Genomic DNA, 15,455 nt, shown 5'->3' with positions numbered 1-15,455 from the left:
ACGATGGGCTGCGAAGGTGCGTTCGACCGGGGAGGGTGCGATGTCGGCGGGGAGCCAGCTGCTCACCCGCGAGCCGGTGGTCCCGAGCCCAGCCGGCCGCGTGGCCGTGCTGGCGCGCCACCCGGTCCTCGTCACCGCGGTCGCGGCCGCGATCCTCCACCTGCTCTGGTGGTGGCTGCTCGCGACCAGCGGCGGCGACCTCGCCGCGCAGGACGCCTGGGCGGAGTTCGCCCGCACCCATCCCGGGAGCGCCTACAACCTCGCGTGGTACGGCGGCATGCACCCCGTCTCCTACAGCGCCCTGTCCCCCTACGTCATGGCCACGCTGGGCGTGCGCACCACGATGATGCTGGCCGGCACCGCCTCCGCGGCGTTGCTGGCGCTGCTGCTGGTGCGCAGCAAGGCGCTGACCCGGCCCCTGTGGCCGGCGCTCTTCGGCGCCGTCGCCTTCGCCGGCAACGCCGTGTCCGGCCGGGTCACCTTCGGCCTCGGACTGATGTTCGGGCTCGCCGCCCTCGCCACCGTCTTCGCCTGGCCGAGCAAGTGGCGCACCCACGAGCGCCGGCACCGGTGGCCCCGGGCCGCGCTGGCCTGCGCGCTGTCCGGCGCCGCCACCGCCGCCAGCCCGGTCGCCGGGCTGTTCCTCGGCCTGACCGCCGCGGCGCTCTGGCTCGGCCGCCGGCGCCCGGCCGCCTACGTCCTCGGTGTGCCACCGGTGCTCGTCGTCGCCCTCTCCTCGTGGCTCTTCCCGTTCTCCGGCCAGCAGCCCATGCCGTGGGCCTCGATGATCCTGCCGGTCGCGTTCGCCGCCGGGCTCCTGCTCCTCGCGCCGCCGTCCTGGCGGACCGTGCGCATCGGGGCGGTGCTGTACGCCGTCGGCGTGGTCGCGGTGTGGCTGGTGCCCTCCCAGATCGGCACCAACATCACCCGGCTCGGTCTGGTCTTCGGCGGCGTGCTGGTGGTGGCCGTGGCCGTGCGGAAGCCGTCGGCGCCGGTGCCGGGTCGCCGGCCCGCGGTGCTGCACGCCCACCCCCAGCGGTTCACGGCCCTGCTCGTGGTCGGCGTCCTCACCTCGTCGATCTGGCAGGTCGCGACCGCTGCCCGGGACACGATCGACACCCGCCCCGACGCGGCCTGGACCGTCGACGTCCGGCCGCTGGTGAGCCAGCTGCAGTCGCTGCAGGCCGGCCAGGCGCGGGTCGAGGTGGTCCCGGCGGCCAGCCACCGGGAGGCGTCCGCGCTCGCGCCGTACGTCAACCTCGCCCGCGGGTGGAACCGGCAGGCCGACGCCGAGCGCAACCCGATCTTCTACACCGACGGGCTGCTGACCAAGCGCAGCTACCGCGCGTGGCTCGACCGCTGGGCGGTGCACTACGTGGTCCTCTCGACCGGCCAGCCCGACGAGGCGGGGGTCGCCGAGGCAGCGCTCGTCTCCGGCGGCCTGCGCTACCTGCACGAGGTGTGGGCCGATGACAGCTGGCGGCTCTACGCCGTGCAGGAGCCCACCCCGCTGGCCGATCCCCCTGCCGTGGTCACCTCGTTCACCGCCGCCCAGGTGGTGATCCGGATGCCGCGGGCCGGCGAGGTCCTGGTGCGCATCCCGGACTCGCCGTGGCTGAGCCTGGTCGACGAGGAGGGGCAGCCCCTCCCCGGCCCGGTCTCCCCGGGGGCCGGCCTGCCCGCCGTCAACGTGAGCGGCTGCCTCAGCGAGGCCGAGCAGCCGCACCTGCCGGGCGAGGCGGTCGACAAGTGGACGGTGCTCCACGCCCCGCGCGCGGGCACCTACCGGATCGCCGCGCCGTACAAGCTCCCCCGCGGCACCGCCTGCCCGGAGGAGGACCAGGGCGGGGACACGCCGTAGCGGCTCACACGCGCGGTGCGGCCCAGGTGGTGGGCACGTCGGCACCGCCCTCGACGGTCACCCGCTCCCCCATCCGGACGTACGTCGCGCAGGGCACGACCTTGCCCGCGACCAGGGCCTCCCCCTTGGTGAACGCCGTCGCCCCCGCCAGCAGGCCCGACGGCACGAACGACAGCAGGCGTCCGAGGTCGATCAGGTCGGCCTGGCTGTTCATCCGCATCAGGAGCAGGTTGTCGCACTGCGACACGACGTTCTCGTGGACCTTGTGGGGGCGCTGGGTCGAGGTCAGCAGGTAGAGGCCGAACTTGCGGCCCTCGGCCGCGATCTGGACCGCCCGCTCGGCCGACAGGGCGGTGACCTCGTCGGTGGCGTGGGCCGGGCAGACGTTGTGCGCCTCGTCGATCACGACCAGGCACGGCCGGCGCGACATGCGGTGCCCCCAGAGCGTGGCCAGCACCGCGTCGGCCACCAGCCGCTGCTCCTGGGGCGTGTCGAGCGAGCCGAGGTCGACCACGGTGCAGCGGGACGTCGGGGCGCGCAGCTCGTCGACCAGCGACGGCTGGTCCGGGCCCCACACCCGCCAGTCGAGGACCCCGAGGTTCAGGGCGCGGGTGCCGAGCATCCGCGCGCCCGGGTCGTCGGAGCCGAGCAGGTCGTCGGGGCCGGTCACCAGGGGACGACCGCTCTGCTGCCTCTGGAGGAGGGACAGCAGCGCGGCGTACTCGTCCCGGTCGCGCATCGGGTCCAGGCCCAGGACCGCGGCCTGCGCGGCCTGGTCGAGGTCGCGGAACCGGAGGCGGAGCGGGTGGTCGGCCGTGTCGGCGTTCCCCCACACGTCGACGCCGGCCGCGACCAACGCGTACCGCTCGACCTGCGTCGGGTCGGCGCCCTCGCGGACCCTCCCCAGACCGACGTAGTCGGAGTTGGGGTCGAGCACCACGACCCGCAGGCTGGTCTCGGCCAGCACCCGCTCGAGCAGCACCCCCAGCGAGTAGGTCTTGCCCGAGCCGGACTGGCCGCACATGAAGGTGTGCCGGTCGAAGCCACCGCCGTCCAGGGTGGCTGGTACGCCGGGGGCGAAGCGGACCTCCCCGATCGTCAGCCCGGCCCGGTCCGGCCGGCTGCGCCGGAACCAGTCGTCCACCTCGGTGGCCGTGGCGAGCCGGACCGACGCGTCGTGGAACGGCTGGCCGTCCCCGTCGAGCACGACCCCGGTCCCACGGGCGAGACGGACCAGGACGCCACCGTCGCCTCCCGGCACGCCCTGGGCTGCGGCGGCGGAGGCGGCATCGGCCGCCAGGTCCGTCACCATGCCCAGCCGTGGACCACGGTCACCCTCGAGGACGACGTACCCGCCTCGACGCAGGTAGAGGTGGTGGAGCGACGCCTGCCACTCGAACGACGCGCCGTCGACCGACGTGGCCAGCGGCAGGACCGCCCGCTCCAGCTGCTCCCGGGTCTGCCGGTAGTCGGCCAGCCGCTGCTCGATGGTGCTCACGACGGGCTACACCGTCGCGCGCGGGCGGACCGGGTCCGCCCGGAGTGGGCCTCGGGAACACGACGTCGATCTGCGCATGGGGACACGGAACCAGCGGGGACGTGGGCGCAGCATCATCCGTCGGGGATGAGGCCCCGCGGCGGCAGATCGCGCACTGTCGGAGACATCCCGTCGAACTCCCTTCCAGCCCTCCGGACCACCTCAGGAGCGACCGTGTCCACCACCACCGACGCCGACGTCCACGGCCCCATCGACTTCGTCCTGCTCGAGTTCCCCCGAGAGAACCTGACCGGCGAGGCCGCGAGCGCGCTCATGGATCTCGTCGAGGCCGGCACCATCCGCCTCTACGACCTGCTCGTGATCAGCAAGGACGCCGACGGCGGCATCGAGGTGCTCGAGCTGACCGACCCGGGAGGCCCGGGCGCCGGCTTCTCCTACTTCGCAGGCGCCCGGTCCGGCCTGCTCGGCGACGAGGACGTGCAGGAGGCCTCCTCCGCCATGGAGCCGGACACCCTCGCCGCGCTGATCGTCTACGAGAACACCTGGGCGGCGCCCTTCGTCGCGGCCGCCCGCCGCAACGGCGGGGAGCTGATCGCCAGCGCCCGTATCCCGGCCACGGACATCATGGCCGCGGTCGATTCGCTCGAAGCCGCGAGCTGAGGAGGACACCATGCCCGGACTGATCCGAGGGGTCGCACGCACCGCCGTCGTCGCCGGCACCGCCAGCGCCGTGAGCGGACGGGTGCAGCGACGCCAGGCCGCGAAGTTCGCCGACCGCGACGCGCAGACGGCCGCCCAGCGCGACCAGGCCTACTACGACCAGCAGGCGCCCCCGCCGCCTGCCGCCCCGGCGGCTCCCGCCGTCGACCCGATCCAGCAGCTCAAGGAGCTCGGTGAGCTCAAGGCGCAGGGCATCCTCACCGAGGAGGAGTTCGCCGCCCAGAAGGCGAAGGTCCTCGCCAGCACCTGAGCGGCCACCCGCCGCGCCGGCCGCCCAGGTCGACACCCTCGTGAAAGGTCCGAGCCCGTGTCCGAGTACCCCCTGATCGCCGACCACGGCCTGATCGGAGACCTGCAGTCCTCCGCCCTCGTCGCCACCGACGGCTCCATCGACTGGTTCTGCGCGCCACGCTTCGACTCGCCCAGCATCTTCGGTGCCCTGCTCGACCACGACAAGGGTGGTCACTTCCGGGTGCGGCCGACCGTGGACGTCTTCACCACCAAGCAGCTGTACTTTCCCGACACCGCCGTGCTGGTGACCCGCTTCCTGACCGAGGAGGGGGTGGGCGAGGTCGTCGACTTCATGCCGATCGAGGACCCGACGACCGCGACCGACCGGCACCGGATCGTCCGGATGATCCGGTGCGTCCGCGGCCGGATGACCTTCGCCGTCGACATGGCCCCCCGCTTCGACTACGGCCGCGAGCGGCACCAGACCCACCTGGCCGAGGACGGGGTCGTCTTCGAGAGCGCGCACACCTCCGTCACCGTCAACCTGGTCCGGGAGCCCGACGACGCGCGGCTCGCCCACATCCAGGTCGACGCGGACGGTGACCTGCACGCGCAGGTCGAGCTGACCGCGGGCCAGATGCGCGGGGTCGTGCTGGAGACCGGTGCGGCCGGCCCGGTGCGCCAGGTCCGGCCCGCCGAGGTCAGGGCCCTGTTCGACGAGACCGTCCACTTCTGGGAGACGTGGCTCGCGCAGTCGACGTACGACGGCCGCTGGCGGGAGACCATCAACCGCTCGGCGATCACCCTCAAGCTGATGACCTACGCACCCACGGGCGCCCTGGTGGCGGCCCCGACGGCCGGGCTGCCCGAGCAGGTCGGGGGCGAGCGGAACTGGGACTACCGGTTCACCTGGGTCCGGGACGCCTCCTTCTCCGTCTACGCGCTGCTCGGGCTGGGCTTCACCGAGGAGGCCCAGGCCCTCGGGCGCTGGCTGGGCGCCCGCGTCGACGAGCAGGTCGGCGGCAACGGGTCGGGGCCGCTGAAGATCATGTACCGCGTGGACGGGTCCAGCGACCTGACCGAGGAGGTCCTCGAGCACTGGGAGGGCTACCGCGGCTCGAGCCCGGTGCGCATCGGCAACGCGGCCTCCGACCAGCTCCAGCTCGACATCTACGGCGAGGCGATCGACAGCATCTACTTCGCCGACCAGCACGGCCTGGAGGCCGGCCACCAGGGCTGGCGGCGGGTCTGCGAGCTGCTGGACTGGGTCACCGACAACTGGGACCAGCCCGAGGAGGGCATCTGGGAGACCCGGGGCGGCCGCCAGGACTTCACCTACGGCCGGCTGATGAACTGGGTCGCCCTCGACCGGGGCATCCGGCTGGCGGCGAGCCACGGGCGGCCGGCGCCGGTGGACCAGTGGCGGGCGCAGCGCGACGCGATCTACGACCAGATCATGGAGAAGGGCTGGAGCACCGAGCGGCAGGCCTTTGTGCAGCACTACCGGACCGACGTCCTGGACGCCTCGCTGCTGCGGATGTCGACGGTCGGGTTCGTGACGCCGACCGACCCGATGTGGACCTCGACGCTCGAGGCGATGGACGGCGAGCTGGTCACCGACAGCCTCGTCTACCGCTACGACCCGGCCGCCTCCCCGGACGGGCTGCGCGGCTCGGAGGGCACGTTCTCCCTCTGCACCTTCGCGTACGTCGAGTCGCTCGCGCGTGCCGGTCAGCTCGACAAGGCGCGGATCACCTTCGAGAAGATGCTGACCTACGCCAACCACGTCGGGCTGTACTCCGAGGAGATCGCGCTCACCGGCGAGCAGATCGGCAACTTCCCACAAGCGTTCACCCACCTGTCGCTCATCGACGCCGCGATCACCCTCGACCACGCCCTCGACCAGCAACGGGTGCTCGTCTGACCCTGAACCAGGGGCCGGTCGGCGACGTATGACCGGACATGAAGACACGCATCCTGACCGCTCTCGCCGTGCTGGTGTCGGCGTACGTCCACCTGAAGCTGTGGCTCGACGGGTTCCGGGACCTGCACGTCATCGGGCCCGCGTTCATGCTCAACGCCGTCGCCGGCCTGGCGATCGCCGTCGGCCTCGTGCTGTGGCGGCACTGGCTGCCGCCCCTGCTCGCGGTCGGCTTCGGCCTGTCCACCCTGGGCGCCTTCGTCATCTCGGCCACGGTCGGGCTCTACGGGATCCACGAGGTCTGGTCCGGCTCCTACGTGCTGGCCGCCGCGGTCTCGGAGGTCGTGGCGATCATCGGGGGTGCCGCCGTGCTGCTGCTGGAGCGCACCCCGGCCCCCGCGAGGGCGGTCCCGGTCCGGACCCGGGCGGAAGGCGTGCCGGGCGGGGACCTTCGCCCCTGACGGCTCCCCCGCTTGCGGCGGATGTTCGAAGAGGAACGAAGCCGAGGCGAGGGGACTCCGATGCGCCGACTGCACCGGCTGCCGGCACCGCCCACCGACGAGCCTCGGGCCGGGGATCCCCGGTCCGACCTCGACGTGATCGTCCGGGCGACGGCGGTGCGCAAGACCTACGACACCGGCCAGGTGCAGGTGTCCGCGCTCAACGGCATCGACCTGTCGCTCCGGCGCGGCGAGATGGTCGCGGTGATGGGTCCCAGCGGCTGTGGCAAGACGACGCTGCTCAACTGCCTCTCCGGCATCGACGACATCGACGGCGGCGAGGTGCTGATCGAGGGAGTCAGCCTCTCGGCCCTCTCCGACCGGGCGCGCACGCGCTACCGCGCCGAGCGGATGGGCTTCGTCTTCCAGTTCTACAACCTGATGCCGGTGCTGTCGGCGGTCGAGAACGTCGAGATGGCGCTGCTGCTCGCCGGGCACCCGGTGCGGGAGGCACGGGTGCGGGCGCTCGACGCGCTCGAGCTGGTCGGCCTCGCGGACCGGGCCGGCCACGTCCCCGAGGAGATGTCGGGCGGCGAGCGCCAACGCGTCACCATCGCGCGCGCCCTGGTCAACGACCCCGCCATCGTCTGGGCCGACGAGCCGACCGGCGACCTCGACAGCGAGACCGCGGAGAGCGTCACGACGCTGATGCGGCGCCTGAACCTCGAGCGTGGGCTGTCGTTCCTGATCGTCACCCACGACATCGCCGTGGGCCGGCGCACCGACCGGATCCTGCGCATGCTCGACGGCGCAGTCGTCGACGAACAACGGATGGAGTCCGCGGATGTACGCACGAGTCACCCAGCTTGAGATCGACACGCTGCGCATCGACACCGACACCGCGGTCGAGGTCTACGAGTCCGAGGTGGTCCCCGACCTGCGTCGGCAGCCCGGCTACGCCGGCGTGCTCGTCCTCGCGAACCCGGAGGGCACCGGCACGATCATCACGTTCTGGGACAGCCTCGAGGCGGCGGAGGACGCCTCCCCGACCGGCTTCTACGCCGGGGTGATCGAGAAGTTCGCGACGATCTTCAAGTCGCCCCCCGGTCGCGGTCGCTACGAGGTGAGGCTGGTCGAGCTGCCGAGGGCCGGGATCCCGGCGCCCGGACCATGAGCGAGCTGTTCGGCGCGCCGGTCGGCGCGCTCGCCGTGGTGCTCGGGGTCCTCGTCGTCCTCACACTCGCCACGGTCGCAGCGCTCGCCGCCCGGCACACCGTCCTGCTCAAGCTCGGCGTGCGGAACCTCACCCGCCGTCGGGGGCGCAGCGCGATCATCGTGGGCGGGCTGATGCTCGGGACGATGACCATCGGCTCGGCCCTCGGGTTCGGCGACATCATGGCCAACACCGTCCGCACGTCGGTCATCACCACCCTGGGGCAGACCGACGAGACCGTGTCGGCCCGGTCCGGCGACGAGCCCGACATCGCCACCCTCGGGGAGGCCGGCGCGGCCCGCTACCTCACCGCCGCCGAGGCCGACACCGTCGTCGCGGCGGCCCGCCGGCTGCCCTCGGTCGACGGCGCAGCCCCGGGGATCAGCGAGCCCGTCGCGGTCCAGGACACCACCAGCCGGACCAACGAGCCCCGCCTCGTGCTCTTCGCCACCGACCCGGCCTCGATGTCGGGCTTCGGGCAGGTCACCACGACGTCGGGCGACGCCGTCGACCTGGCCGACCTCCCGGACGGCGAGGTCTACCTCGACGCCGAGGCGGCCGACGCGCTCGACGCCCACGAGGGCGACGGCCTCGTCGTGTTCGTCCGCAACCGTCAGGTGCCACTCACGGTCCGGGGCGTGGTCCGGTACGACGGCACCGGGACGGACCGGGGCGCGTTGGTCATGCAGCTGGCCCAGGCACAACGGTTGCTCGGCGTCGGCGATCGGGTCCAGCACGTCCTCGTCTCCAACGACGGCGACGCGACCGGTGGCGCCGCGGCCACCACCGAGGTCACCGACGGGCTCGAGCAGACGACCGCCGACCTCGGCCTGCGGGTGGACCCCGTCAAGCAGGACGGCCTCGACCAGGCCGACCAGCAGGGGGCGACGTACCTCTCGCTCTTCTCGACCTTCGGGACCTTCACGATCTCGGCCGGGATCCTGCTCATCTTCCTCGTCTTCGTGATGCTCGCCGCCGAGCGGCGCGGGGAGATGGGCACGGCGCGCGCCATCGGCACGCAGCGCCGCCACCTGGTGCAGATGTTCCTGTTCGAGGGGGCGGCCTACGACGTGCTGGCCGCCGCGATCGGGGCGTTCCTGGGCCTCGCGCTCTCGGTGGTGATGGTGCGCCTCATCGCTGGGGCGCTGGCGGAGTCGGGGATCGTCACGATCCGCTACGGGCTGACGTGGACCAGCCTCGTGGTGGCCTTCTCTCTCGGCGCGCTGCTCACCCTCGCGGTGGTGACCGTCGCCGCCTGGCGGGTGAGCCACCTCAACATCGTGGCCGCCGTGCGGAACCTGCCGCAGCCGCCGCGACGGCGGCGCCGGCGCTACGGCTGGCTGCTGGCGGCCGGGCTGGCGGCGGCCGGGACCGCCCTGATCGTCTCCGCGTGGTCCTCGAGGAGCGCCGTCAGCCTGCTCGTCGGCGGCTCCCTCGTGCTGGTGGCCCTGGTCCCGGCGATCCGGTCGCTCGGCGGCAGCGAGCGTCTGGCCTACACCGTGACCGGCACCGGCGTGCTGGCCTGGAACCTGCTGCCCTTCAGCGTCTACAAGGCGATCGTCCCGGACCTGCAGATGGGGTTCGACGTGTTCGTGCTGGTCGGGCTGCTGCTGGTGGCGGGGGCCACCTGGGTCATCGTCTACAACCTCCGCCCGATGCTCAACAGCCTGATGTGGGTGGTCGGCGGCTCCCGGCACGCCGTCCCGGTGGTGAAGACCGCGATCGCGAGCCCGCTGCGCAACCGGTTCCGCACCGGCGCGACGATCGGTCTGTTCACGCTCGTCGTCTTCACGCTGGTCACCGGCGCGGCGACCTCGGCGTCCTTCCTCTCCGCCCTCGACGACGAGGAGACCTTCGGCGGCGGCTACGACATCACCGCGCAGACCTCTCCCCTGAGCCCGATCCGGGACATGCACTCCGCCCTGGCCGCCGCCCCGGGCATCAACCCGGAGGACGTCACGGGGTGGGCCGCCCAGTCCTACGTCCCCGTGGACGCCCGCCAGGCCGGGGACGCGGACTACGCCGGGTACGTCGTGCGGGGGCTCGACGCGAGCTTCCTGCACGAGAACACCTACGGGTTCGCGACCCGCGCCGCCGGCTACGGGTCGGACCGAGCCGTCTGGGACGCGCTGGCCGCCCACCCGCGGCTGGCGGTCGTGGACGCGTACTCCGTCCCGCGACGGGCCAACTGGGGCACCGGCGTCGTCTCGGACTTCCGCCTGCACGGTTTCTACCTGGAGGACCAGGGCTTCAACCCGGTGCCGGTCGAGGTGCGTGACACCCAGAGCGGGAGGACCCTGCGTCTGCGGGTGATCGGGGTGCTGGCCGACAACGTGCCGTTCGCCATGCTCGGCATCTCCACCGCCCAGCGGACCCTCGCGCCGCTGGGAGCCGCCGCCACCCCGACGGTGTGGTACTTCCGGGTGCGCGACGGCGTCGACCCCACGACCGAGGCCGACGCGCTCGAGGCGGCGTTCCTCGACAACGGGATGCAGGCGACCGCCCAGCGCGACGCCCTCCACGACGCCGTGTCGGCCTCGCTCACCTTCCAGTACCTCATCCTCGGCTTCCTCGGCTTGGGCCTCGTGATCGGGGTCGCCGCGCTGGGCGTGATCAGCGCCCGTGCCGTGGTCGAGCGGCGTCAGCAGATCGGGGTGCTCAGGGCGATCGGCTTCCAGGCACGGATGGTCCAGATGAGCTTCCTGGTCGAGGCGCTGCTCGTGACGCTGATCGGCGTGGTCGTCGGCAGCGTGCTCGGGCTCTGGGTCGCCTTCAACGTGGTCCAGGACTCCGCCGACCAGCCGGGCTACCAGAACCTGCAGCTCCAGCCGCCCTGGATCGCGCTCGCGGTCATCCTCGGCACCGTCGTGGTCTGCTCGGTGCTCACCACCTGGCTGCCGAGCGTGCGCGCGTCCCGCACCTACCCGGCGACCGCGCTGCGCTACGAGTGAGCGCCGCTCACGTCGTCAGCCGCAGCACCGGCTCGCCGTTCCCCGTCCGCACCTCCACCGACGCGATCTCCGCCTGCGACGCGGACGTCGCGGCCGTGAGCTGCATGCTCTTCCCGGGCAGGGAGCGCCACGTCGCGACCTGCTCGGTGCGGCCGTCCCGGGTGTGCACCACCAGCGCGTACGTCGCCTTGCCTGCCGGCTCGTCGTGGTAGCCGGCGGCGGGGCCCACCGCGTAGCTGCAGGTCAGGTCCAGGCGGGTGCCCCACGGCACCGGGGCCAGCGCCACGCTCGCCTGCATGCCGGCGTCGGCCGCCACCGGGGTCATCGGTCGCCCGGCGGGCACGCTCGTGGACACCGAGGCGGAGGGGGCGCGGTCCGGACCGCCGCTCCCGGGGATCCCCAGGGCGAGCCCGGCGCCCACCGTGACCACGACCGCCGCGGCCGCGGCCAGGCCGGCCGTCAGCGCCGTACGCCGTCGGTCCACCCGCCGCACCTCGCCGAGCAGCCGCGGCAGCAGCGTGTCCGGCAGCGGTGGCTCGTCGGGGTCCTCCTCGAGGACCCCCGGTCCCACCCGGGCGAGCAGTCCCGGGATCCCGGCGATCTCCTGGACCGCGCGCGAGCAGGACGGGCAGCCCGGCAGGTGCTCCTCGAACGAGCGCCGCTCGGCCGGCGACAGGGCGCCCAGCACGTAGGCGCCGTCGAGCCGGGAGAACTCGCAGCTCATGCCCCCACCCCCATCTCCTCGAGGACCAGCCGCAACGCGCGCAGGGCGTAGTGCGTGCGGGACTTCACCGTGCCCTCGGGGATGCCGAGCCGGCGTGCGGCCTCGGCGACCGGGAGGCCGCGGTAGTAGCACTCCAGGAGCACCGCACGGTGCTCGGGCGAGAGCCTGGTGAGCGCCTCGGCGACCATCCAGGACAGCAGCAGCTGGTCGGTGTGGTCGACCGGGTCGACGGCCTCGGGCACGTCGGCGACCGCGAGCTCGGAGCGCGACCGCTTGGTGCGCCAGTCGTCGATCACGATGTTGCGGGCCACCGTGAACAGCCAGGCCCGCACCGAGCCGTGGCTCTCGTCGAGGTTTGGGAAGTGGCGCCAGGCCCGCAGCAGCGTCTCCTGCACGACGTCCTCGGCCCGGGCCCGGTCCTGGCCGGTCAGGCGCACGCAGTAGCTCCACAGCGCGGCTGCGTGCTCGTCGTGCAGCTGCTGCATCAGCGCGGCCTGGTTGCCGACCATTCGGACCTCCTGCACCAGACACGGCGTACGTGCCCGGCTGGTTCAGTCTGCGCCCGATCCGGTTCACAGCGGCGCAGGTCGGCGCCTCAGGTCCGCATCAAGTGAGGGGCAAGCCACCTCCAAGCGGGTCGGCGCAGGGTCAGGTCAAGAACCGGCCACCCGGCCAGACCCCCCACAGGAGACACCCCCGATGAACACCACCAGCACCTCCCTCGCCCGCCGCGCCGCCGTCACCGCCGCCGCCCTCGCCGCGGTCGCCACCGCCTCGGTGGGCGTGGCCGGCCCGGCCCTCGCCGACGGCCCCTACACGCCGAGCACCGCGACCCCCTCGACCGAGACCCCGACCCAGGTCGCGCCGCTGGTGCAGCCGTCGGTCGTCTACGAGACCGTCACCTGGTCCGGCTACGTCTACGACCGCTACAACCGGCAGTACCTCCAGGACAAACCGTTCACGGTCACCATGCAGTGCACGGGCTTCGTGGTGAACCCCGACGGGTACGTCGCCACGGCCGGCCACTGCGTCGACCCCGACGGCGGCAAGGACGCGATCCGCCGCCAGGCCGCCCAGTGGGCACTCAAGAACTACTACGACTACGGTTCGGCGCTCACCGTCGACTCCGTAATCGGTGACTACCGGGTCGACATCCTCGGCGACGGCAACCAGGTGCTCCACAACCAGGTCCAGCGCCAGGTCGGCGTCTCCTGGGGCGCCTCCGTCTCGGGGGTGAAGGTGCAGAAGCAGAAGCCCGCCCGGGTGCTGGCCTTCCAGCAGTTCGACGAGGGCGACGGGGCGCTGCTGAAGGTCGACGAGACCGACCTGAACGCCATCGAGCTGGCCGACACCTCCGACGTCGAGATCAACTCGGGCGTCGTGGCCATCGGCTACCCCGCGGTCATCGACTCCTTCACCGACCCCGACCTGACCCCGACCTTCGACTCCGGCAACGTCAGCTCCATCAAGACCGTGGCGCACGGCCTGCTCTCGGTCTTCCAGCTGTCCGCCGAGCTGTCGGGCGGCATGTCCGGCGGCCCCACCGTCGACTCGGAAGGCCGCGTGATCGGCGTGAACAGCTCGCACTTCGTCGGTGAGCCGTTCAACTACGCCGTCCCGGCGGAGCGGATCAAGGAGCTGCTCGACAGCGCCGGTGTCGACAACACCGTCTCGGAGACCACCCGGACCTACCGCGACGGGATCCGCGCCTACTTCCAGGGCGACCGCGACACCGCGGTGACCGACCTCGAGCAGGTGCTGGAGGACCAGCCGGCCAACGGCCTGGCCGAGTCCTACCTGGCCAAGGCCAAGGACCTGCCCGCCCCGGCCGAGGACTCCGGCTCGACCGGCTGGGCGCTCTGGGCGGGGGTCGCCGCCGGTGTGGTGGCCGCGATCGTCGGAGGGCTCGCCGCGCTGATGCTCCTGGTGCGACGCCTGCGTCGCCGGGCCGCGGTCACCGTAGCCGGTACGCCGGCCGGTCCGGCCGCTCCCGCTGCCCCGGTCACTGCGGCGCCCGCCGCCGCGCAGGCCGCCGCCCCGGCTGCGACCCCGACAGCGACCCAGGCCCCGGCGTGGGTCCCGGAGGCCGCACCGCGGCCGGCCCCGACCGGGTTCGCCCCCGCGCCTGCACCGGCCGGTGCACCCGCCCCCGGCGGCGTCGCCACGGCGACGGCCACCACCGCGACGGCCACCGCTGCGGCGTACTGCTCGGCGTGCGGCCACCCGGTGGACGCCGGTGACCACTTCTGCGGATCGTGCGGAGCGCGCCACGCGTGACGCCCACCCCGCCCCCGCCCTCGAGGGCCTGCCGACCGGACCGGTCGGCAGGCCCTCGGCCACGGTCAGGGGGTGATGGCGTCGACCAGCACCTGGTGCAGCTCGGTGTTGTCGAGGTAGCGGCCGCGCACCGGGTCCTGCTGGTCGGCGTGCCCCCGCAGCAGCCGGGCCGCGTCGCCCTTGGCGAACACGGGCACGAGGCTGTTGGTGTGCGCGACCAGGTTGAACTGCATGCCCGGGACCGCGCCCGCACCGTTGTCGACCAGCGGTGTCCAGACCGGGCCGGCCGGGGTCGGGCCGGAGCCCGGACCGGTCAGGTAGCCGGTCTCGTGGTCCGACACCACGACGACCATCGTCTCGCCCCAGTTGCTGTTCTGGTCCACCCACGCGAGCGCGGCGTCGACGGTCCGGTCGAAGGAGATCTCCTCCTCGATCATCCGGCCCTTCAGGTTGTCGTGCGATGCGAGGTCGGTCGCGCCGCCCTCGATCATCACGAAGAACCCGTCCGGGTCGTCGTCGAGGACGTTGAGCGCGCCGGTCGCCATCTCGGGCAGGGTCGGCACCGTGTCCAGCCGGGGCACGACGTAGGGGTCGGCCTGCGCGTCGCCGCCCCGGTCCACCTGCAGGCTCCGGCGCACCTGTGCCATGCCGAACACCCGCTTCGGCGTCGGCCCGGTCATCAGGGCCCGGAACTCCGCAGGCGTCTGCACCAGGGTCCAGGGGTCGGGGGTCTGGTCGCCGTCGGCGTCGGCACCGGCCGTGCCGGCCGCCAGCGCCTCCCAGTCCGGCTGGGCGATGAATTCGTACCCGGGGTTCTTCGCGGGCGCTCCCTTCCGGGTGAACAGCGGGTGCCCAGCCCCCATGACGACGTCGGTCGCCGCCTGCTGGATCATCTGGTGCCCGATGCCGTCGAAGTCGTCACGGGCCGTGTCGTGCGCCACGAACCCGGCCGGGGTCGCGTGGCTGAACGGCACGCTGGTCACCACACCGGTGGCCTTCCCGAGCTTCTCGGCGACCTCGGACACGTTCTGCTGCGGCGTGCCCTGGCAGTCCACCCCGATCGCCGAGTCGTAGGTCTTCACCCCGGTCGCCATCGCGGTCGCGGCCGCCGCCGAGTCGGTGGGATCGTGCTCGACATAGGCGAAGTCGGACCAGGCCTGCTGCGGGTCGTAGCCGACGGTCTGCTCCGGGCACTGGCCCTGCGCGACGTCACCGAACGAGTACGTCGACACCGCGAACCGGAACGGGAAGCCGTCGTACGCCTCGCCGTGCCGCAGGCCCTTGTCGTAGAGGCTGCCCGCCTCGTGGTGGTTGTAGCCCGCCCCGTCGTCGACCAGCACGATCACGTTGCGGGCCAGCGGTCTGCGAGCGTCGGCGGGCCCGGCGCCCGCGGCGTGCGGACCGGCCACGGAAGCGGCGGCCAGGAGCCCCGCGGTGGTCGTGGCCGCGATGGTCAGGGTTGCTCGTCTCATCGTTCTCACACCGTTCGTGACCGGCGCCGCTGGCGCGTGCGTCGGCCCGTCAGGGGGAACGAGCTGCGGGCCCGCCGGCCGGGTCGGCCGGGCGCGTGCTCCCCGAGTGGTGCGCCACCGTGGTGAGACCGACGCGAGCCCCGTGCT

The 15,455-nt window shown here is 73.0% G+C and carries 13 protein-coding genes; 9 read left to right on the top strand and 4 right to left on the bottom strand.

Annotation, left to right across the window (positions count from 1 at the left end; all coding sequences use genetic code 11):
- Positions 1–16 precede the first annotated feature (16 nt).
- The gene (locus ACZ43H_RS03380; protein WP_464587753.1) at positions 17–1,861 is read left to right on the top strand and encodes an MFS transporter; all 1,845 of its coding nucleotides are present in this window, start codon (positions 17–19) and stop codon (positions 1,859–1,861) included.
- Between the two features lie 4 nt (positions 1,862–1,865).
- On the opposite strand, the gene ACZ43H_RS03375 is transcribed toward ACZ43H_RS03380, so the two are convergent.
- Positions 1,866–3,359: an ATP-binding protein gene (locus ACZ43H_RS03375; protein ID WP_464587751.1), complete on the bottom strand. Its 1,494-nt coding sequence runs from the start codon at positions 3,357–3,359 to the stop codon at positions 1,866–1,868.
- A 213-nt stretch (positions 3,360–3,572) separates the two neighbouring features.
- Here ACZ43H_RS03375 and ACZ43H_RS03370 point away from each other — a divergent pair, with 213 nt between their 5' ends.
- Genes ACZ43H_RS03370 through ACZ43H_RS03340 form a run of 7 tightly spaced genes read left to right on the top strand, consistent with a single transcriptional unit; the run spans position 3,573 to position 10,835 of the window.
- Complete coding sequence (locus ACZ43H_RS03370; RefSeq protein ID WP_464587749.1) at positions 3,573–4,019, top strand: DUF6325 family protein; 447 nt, start codon at positions 3,573–3,575, stop codon at positions 4,017–4,019.
- A 10-nt stretch (positions 4,020–4,029) separates the two neighbouring features.
- Positions 4,030–4,329 carry an SHOCT domain-containing protein gene (locus ACZ43H_RS03365; RefSeq protein WP_464587748.1) on the top strand — a complete coding sequence of 100 codons (300 nt, stop codon included), beginning with the start codon at positions 4,030–4,032 and terminating at the stop codon, positions 4,327–4,329.
- 57 nt (positions 4,330–4,386) lie between these two features.
- A complete protein-coding gene (locus tag ACZ43H_RS03360; protein WP_464587746.1) occupies positions 4,387–6,234 on the top strand; it encodes a glycoside hydrolase family 15 protein in 1,848 nt (615 codons plus the stop codon).
- A gap of 38 nt (positions 6,235–6,272) precedes the next feature.
- A complete protein-coding gene (locus tag ACZ43H_RS03355) occupies positions 6,273–6,692 on the top strand; it encodes a hypothetical protein (RefSeq protein ID WP_464587745.1) in 420 nt (139 codons plus the stop codon).
- A 60-nt stretch (positions 6,693–6,752) separates the two neighbouring features.
- Entirely contained in the window at positions 6,753–7,541 is a 789-nt protein-coding gene (locus ACZ43H_RS03350; RefSeq protein ID WP_464587744.1) for an ABC transporter ATP-binding protein, read from the top strand.
- Complete coding sequence (locus tag ACZ43H_RS03345; protein WP_464587742.1) at positions 7,516–7,845, top strand: antibiotic biosynthesis monooxygenase family protein; 330 nt, start codon at positions 7,516–7,518, stop codon at positions 7,843–7,845. Before ACZ43H_RS03350 ends, ACZ43H_RS03345 begins: the two co-directional genes overlap by 26 nt.
- Entirely contained in the window at positions 7,842–10,835 is a 2,994-nt protein-coding gene (locus ACZ43H_RS03340; RefSeq protein ID WP_464587741.1) for an ABC transporter permease, read from the top strand. Before ACZ43H_RS03345 ends, ACZ43H_RS03340 begins: the two co-directional genes overlap by 4 nt.
- A 7-nt stretch (positions 10,836–10,842) precedes the next feature.
- Here the strand turns inward: ACZ43H_RS03340 and ACZ43H_RS03335 are convergent, their stop codons facing one another.
- A complete protein-coding gene (locus tag ACZ43H_RS03335) occupies positions 10,843–11,559 on the bottom strand; it encodes an anti-sigma factor family protein (protein WP_464587740.1) in 717 nt (238 codons plus the stop codon).
- Positions 11,556–12,068, bottom strand: coding sequence for a sigma-70 family RNA polymerase sigma factor (locus ACZ43H_RS03330; protein ID WP_464587738.1), 513 nt, complete (start codon positions 12,066–12,068; stop codon positions 11,556–11,558). The genes ACZ43H_RS03335 and ACZ43H_RS03330 overlap by 4 nt, the downstream gene beginning before the upstream one ends.
- Before the next feature lie 190 nt (positions 12,069–12,258).
- Here ACZ43H_RS03330 and ACZ43H_RS03325 point away from each other — a divergent pair, with 190 nt between their 5' ends.
- Positions 12,259–13,836 carry a trypsin-like peptidase domain-containing protein gene (locus ACZ43H_RS03325; protein ID WP_464587737.1) on the top strand — a complete coding sequence of 526 codons (1,578 nt, stop codon included), beginning with the start codon at positions 12,259–12,261 and terminating at the stop codon, positions 13,834–13,836.
- Between the two features lie 65 nt (positions 13,837–13,901).
- Here ACZ43H_RS03325 and ACZ43H_RS03320 read toward each other — a convergent pair whose 3' ends face one another.
- Positions 13,902–15,308, bottom strand: a complete 1,407-nt coding sequence (locus ACZ43H_RS03320; RefSeq protein ID WP_464587736.1) for an alkaline phosphatase — start codon at positions 15,306–15,308, stop codon at positions 13,902–13,904.
- Between the last annotated feature and the right edge of the window lie 147 nt (positions 15,309–15,455).

The organism is Nocardioides sp. DN36 (assembly GCF_055380375.1).
The sequence above is the reverse complement of the archived record's forward strand: the minus strand, read 5'-3'. Positions and strand labels throughout refer to the sequence as shown.

Excerpts from the sequence above, each read along its gene's own strand:
- ACZ43H_RS03365 (WP_464587748.1), top strand. The coding sequence starts at position 4,030 with ATGCCCGGACTGATCCGAGGGGTCGCACGCACCGCCGTCGTCGCCGGC.
- ACZ43H_RS03355 (WP_464587745.1), top strand. The coding sequence starts at position 6,273 with ATGAAGACACGCATCCTGACCGCTCTCGCCGTGCTGGTGTCGGCGTAC.
- ACZ43H_RS03350 (WP_464587744.1), top strand. The coding sequence starts at position 6,753 with ATGCGCCGACTGCACCGGCTGCCGGCACCGCCCACCGACGAGCCTCGG.
- ACZ43H_RS03345 (WP_464587742.1), top strand. The coding sequence starts at position 7,516 with ATGTACGCACGAGTCACCCAGCTTGAGATCGACACGCTGCGCATCGAC.
- ACZ43H_RS03340 (WP_464587741.1), top strand. The coding sequence starts at position 7,842 with ATGAGCGAGCTGTTCGGCGCGCCGGTCGGCGCGCTCGCCGTGGTGCTC.
- ACZ43H_RS03335 (WP_464587740.1), bottom strand. The coding sequence starts at position 11,559 with ATGAGCTGCGAGTTCTCCCGGCTCGACGGCGCCTACGTGCTGGGCGCC.
- ACZ43H_RS03330 (WP_464587738.1), bottom strand. The coding sequence starts at position 12,068 with ATGGTCGGCAACCAGGCCGCGCTGATGCAGCAGCTGCACGACGAGCAC.
- ACZ43H_RS03325 (WP_464587737.1), top strand. The coding sequence starts at position 12,259 with ATGAACACCACCAGCACCTCCCTCGCCCGCCGCGCCGCCGTCACCGCC.
- ACZ43H_RS03320 (WP_464587736.1), bottom strand. The coding sequence starts at position 15,308 with ATGAGACGAGCAACCCTGACCATCGCGGCCACGACCACCGCGGGGCTC.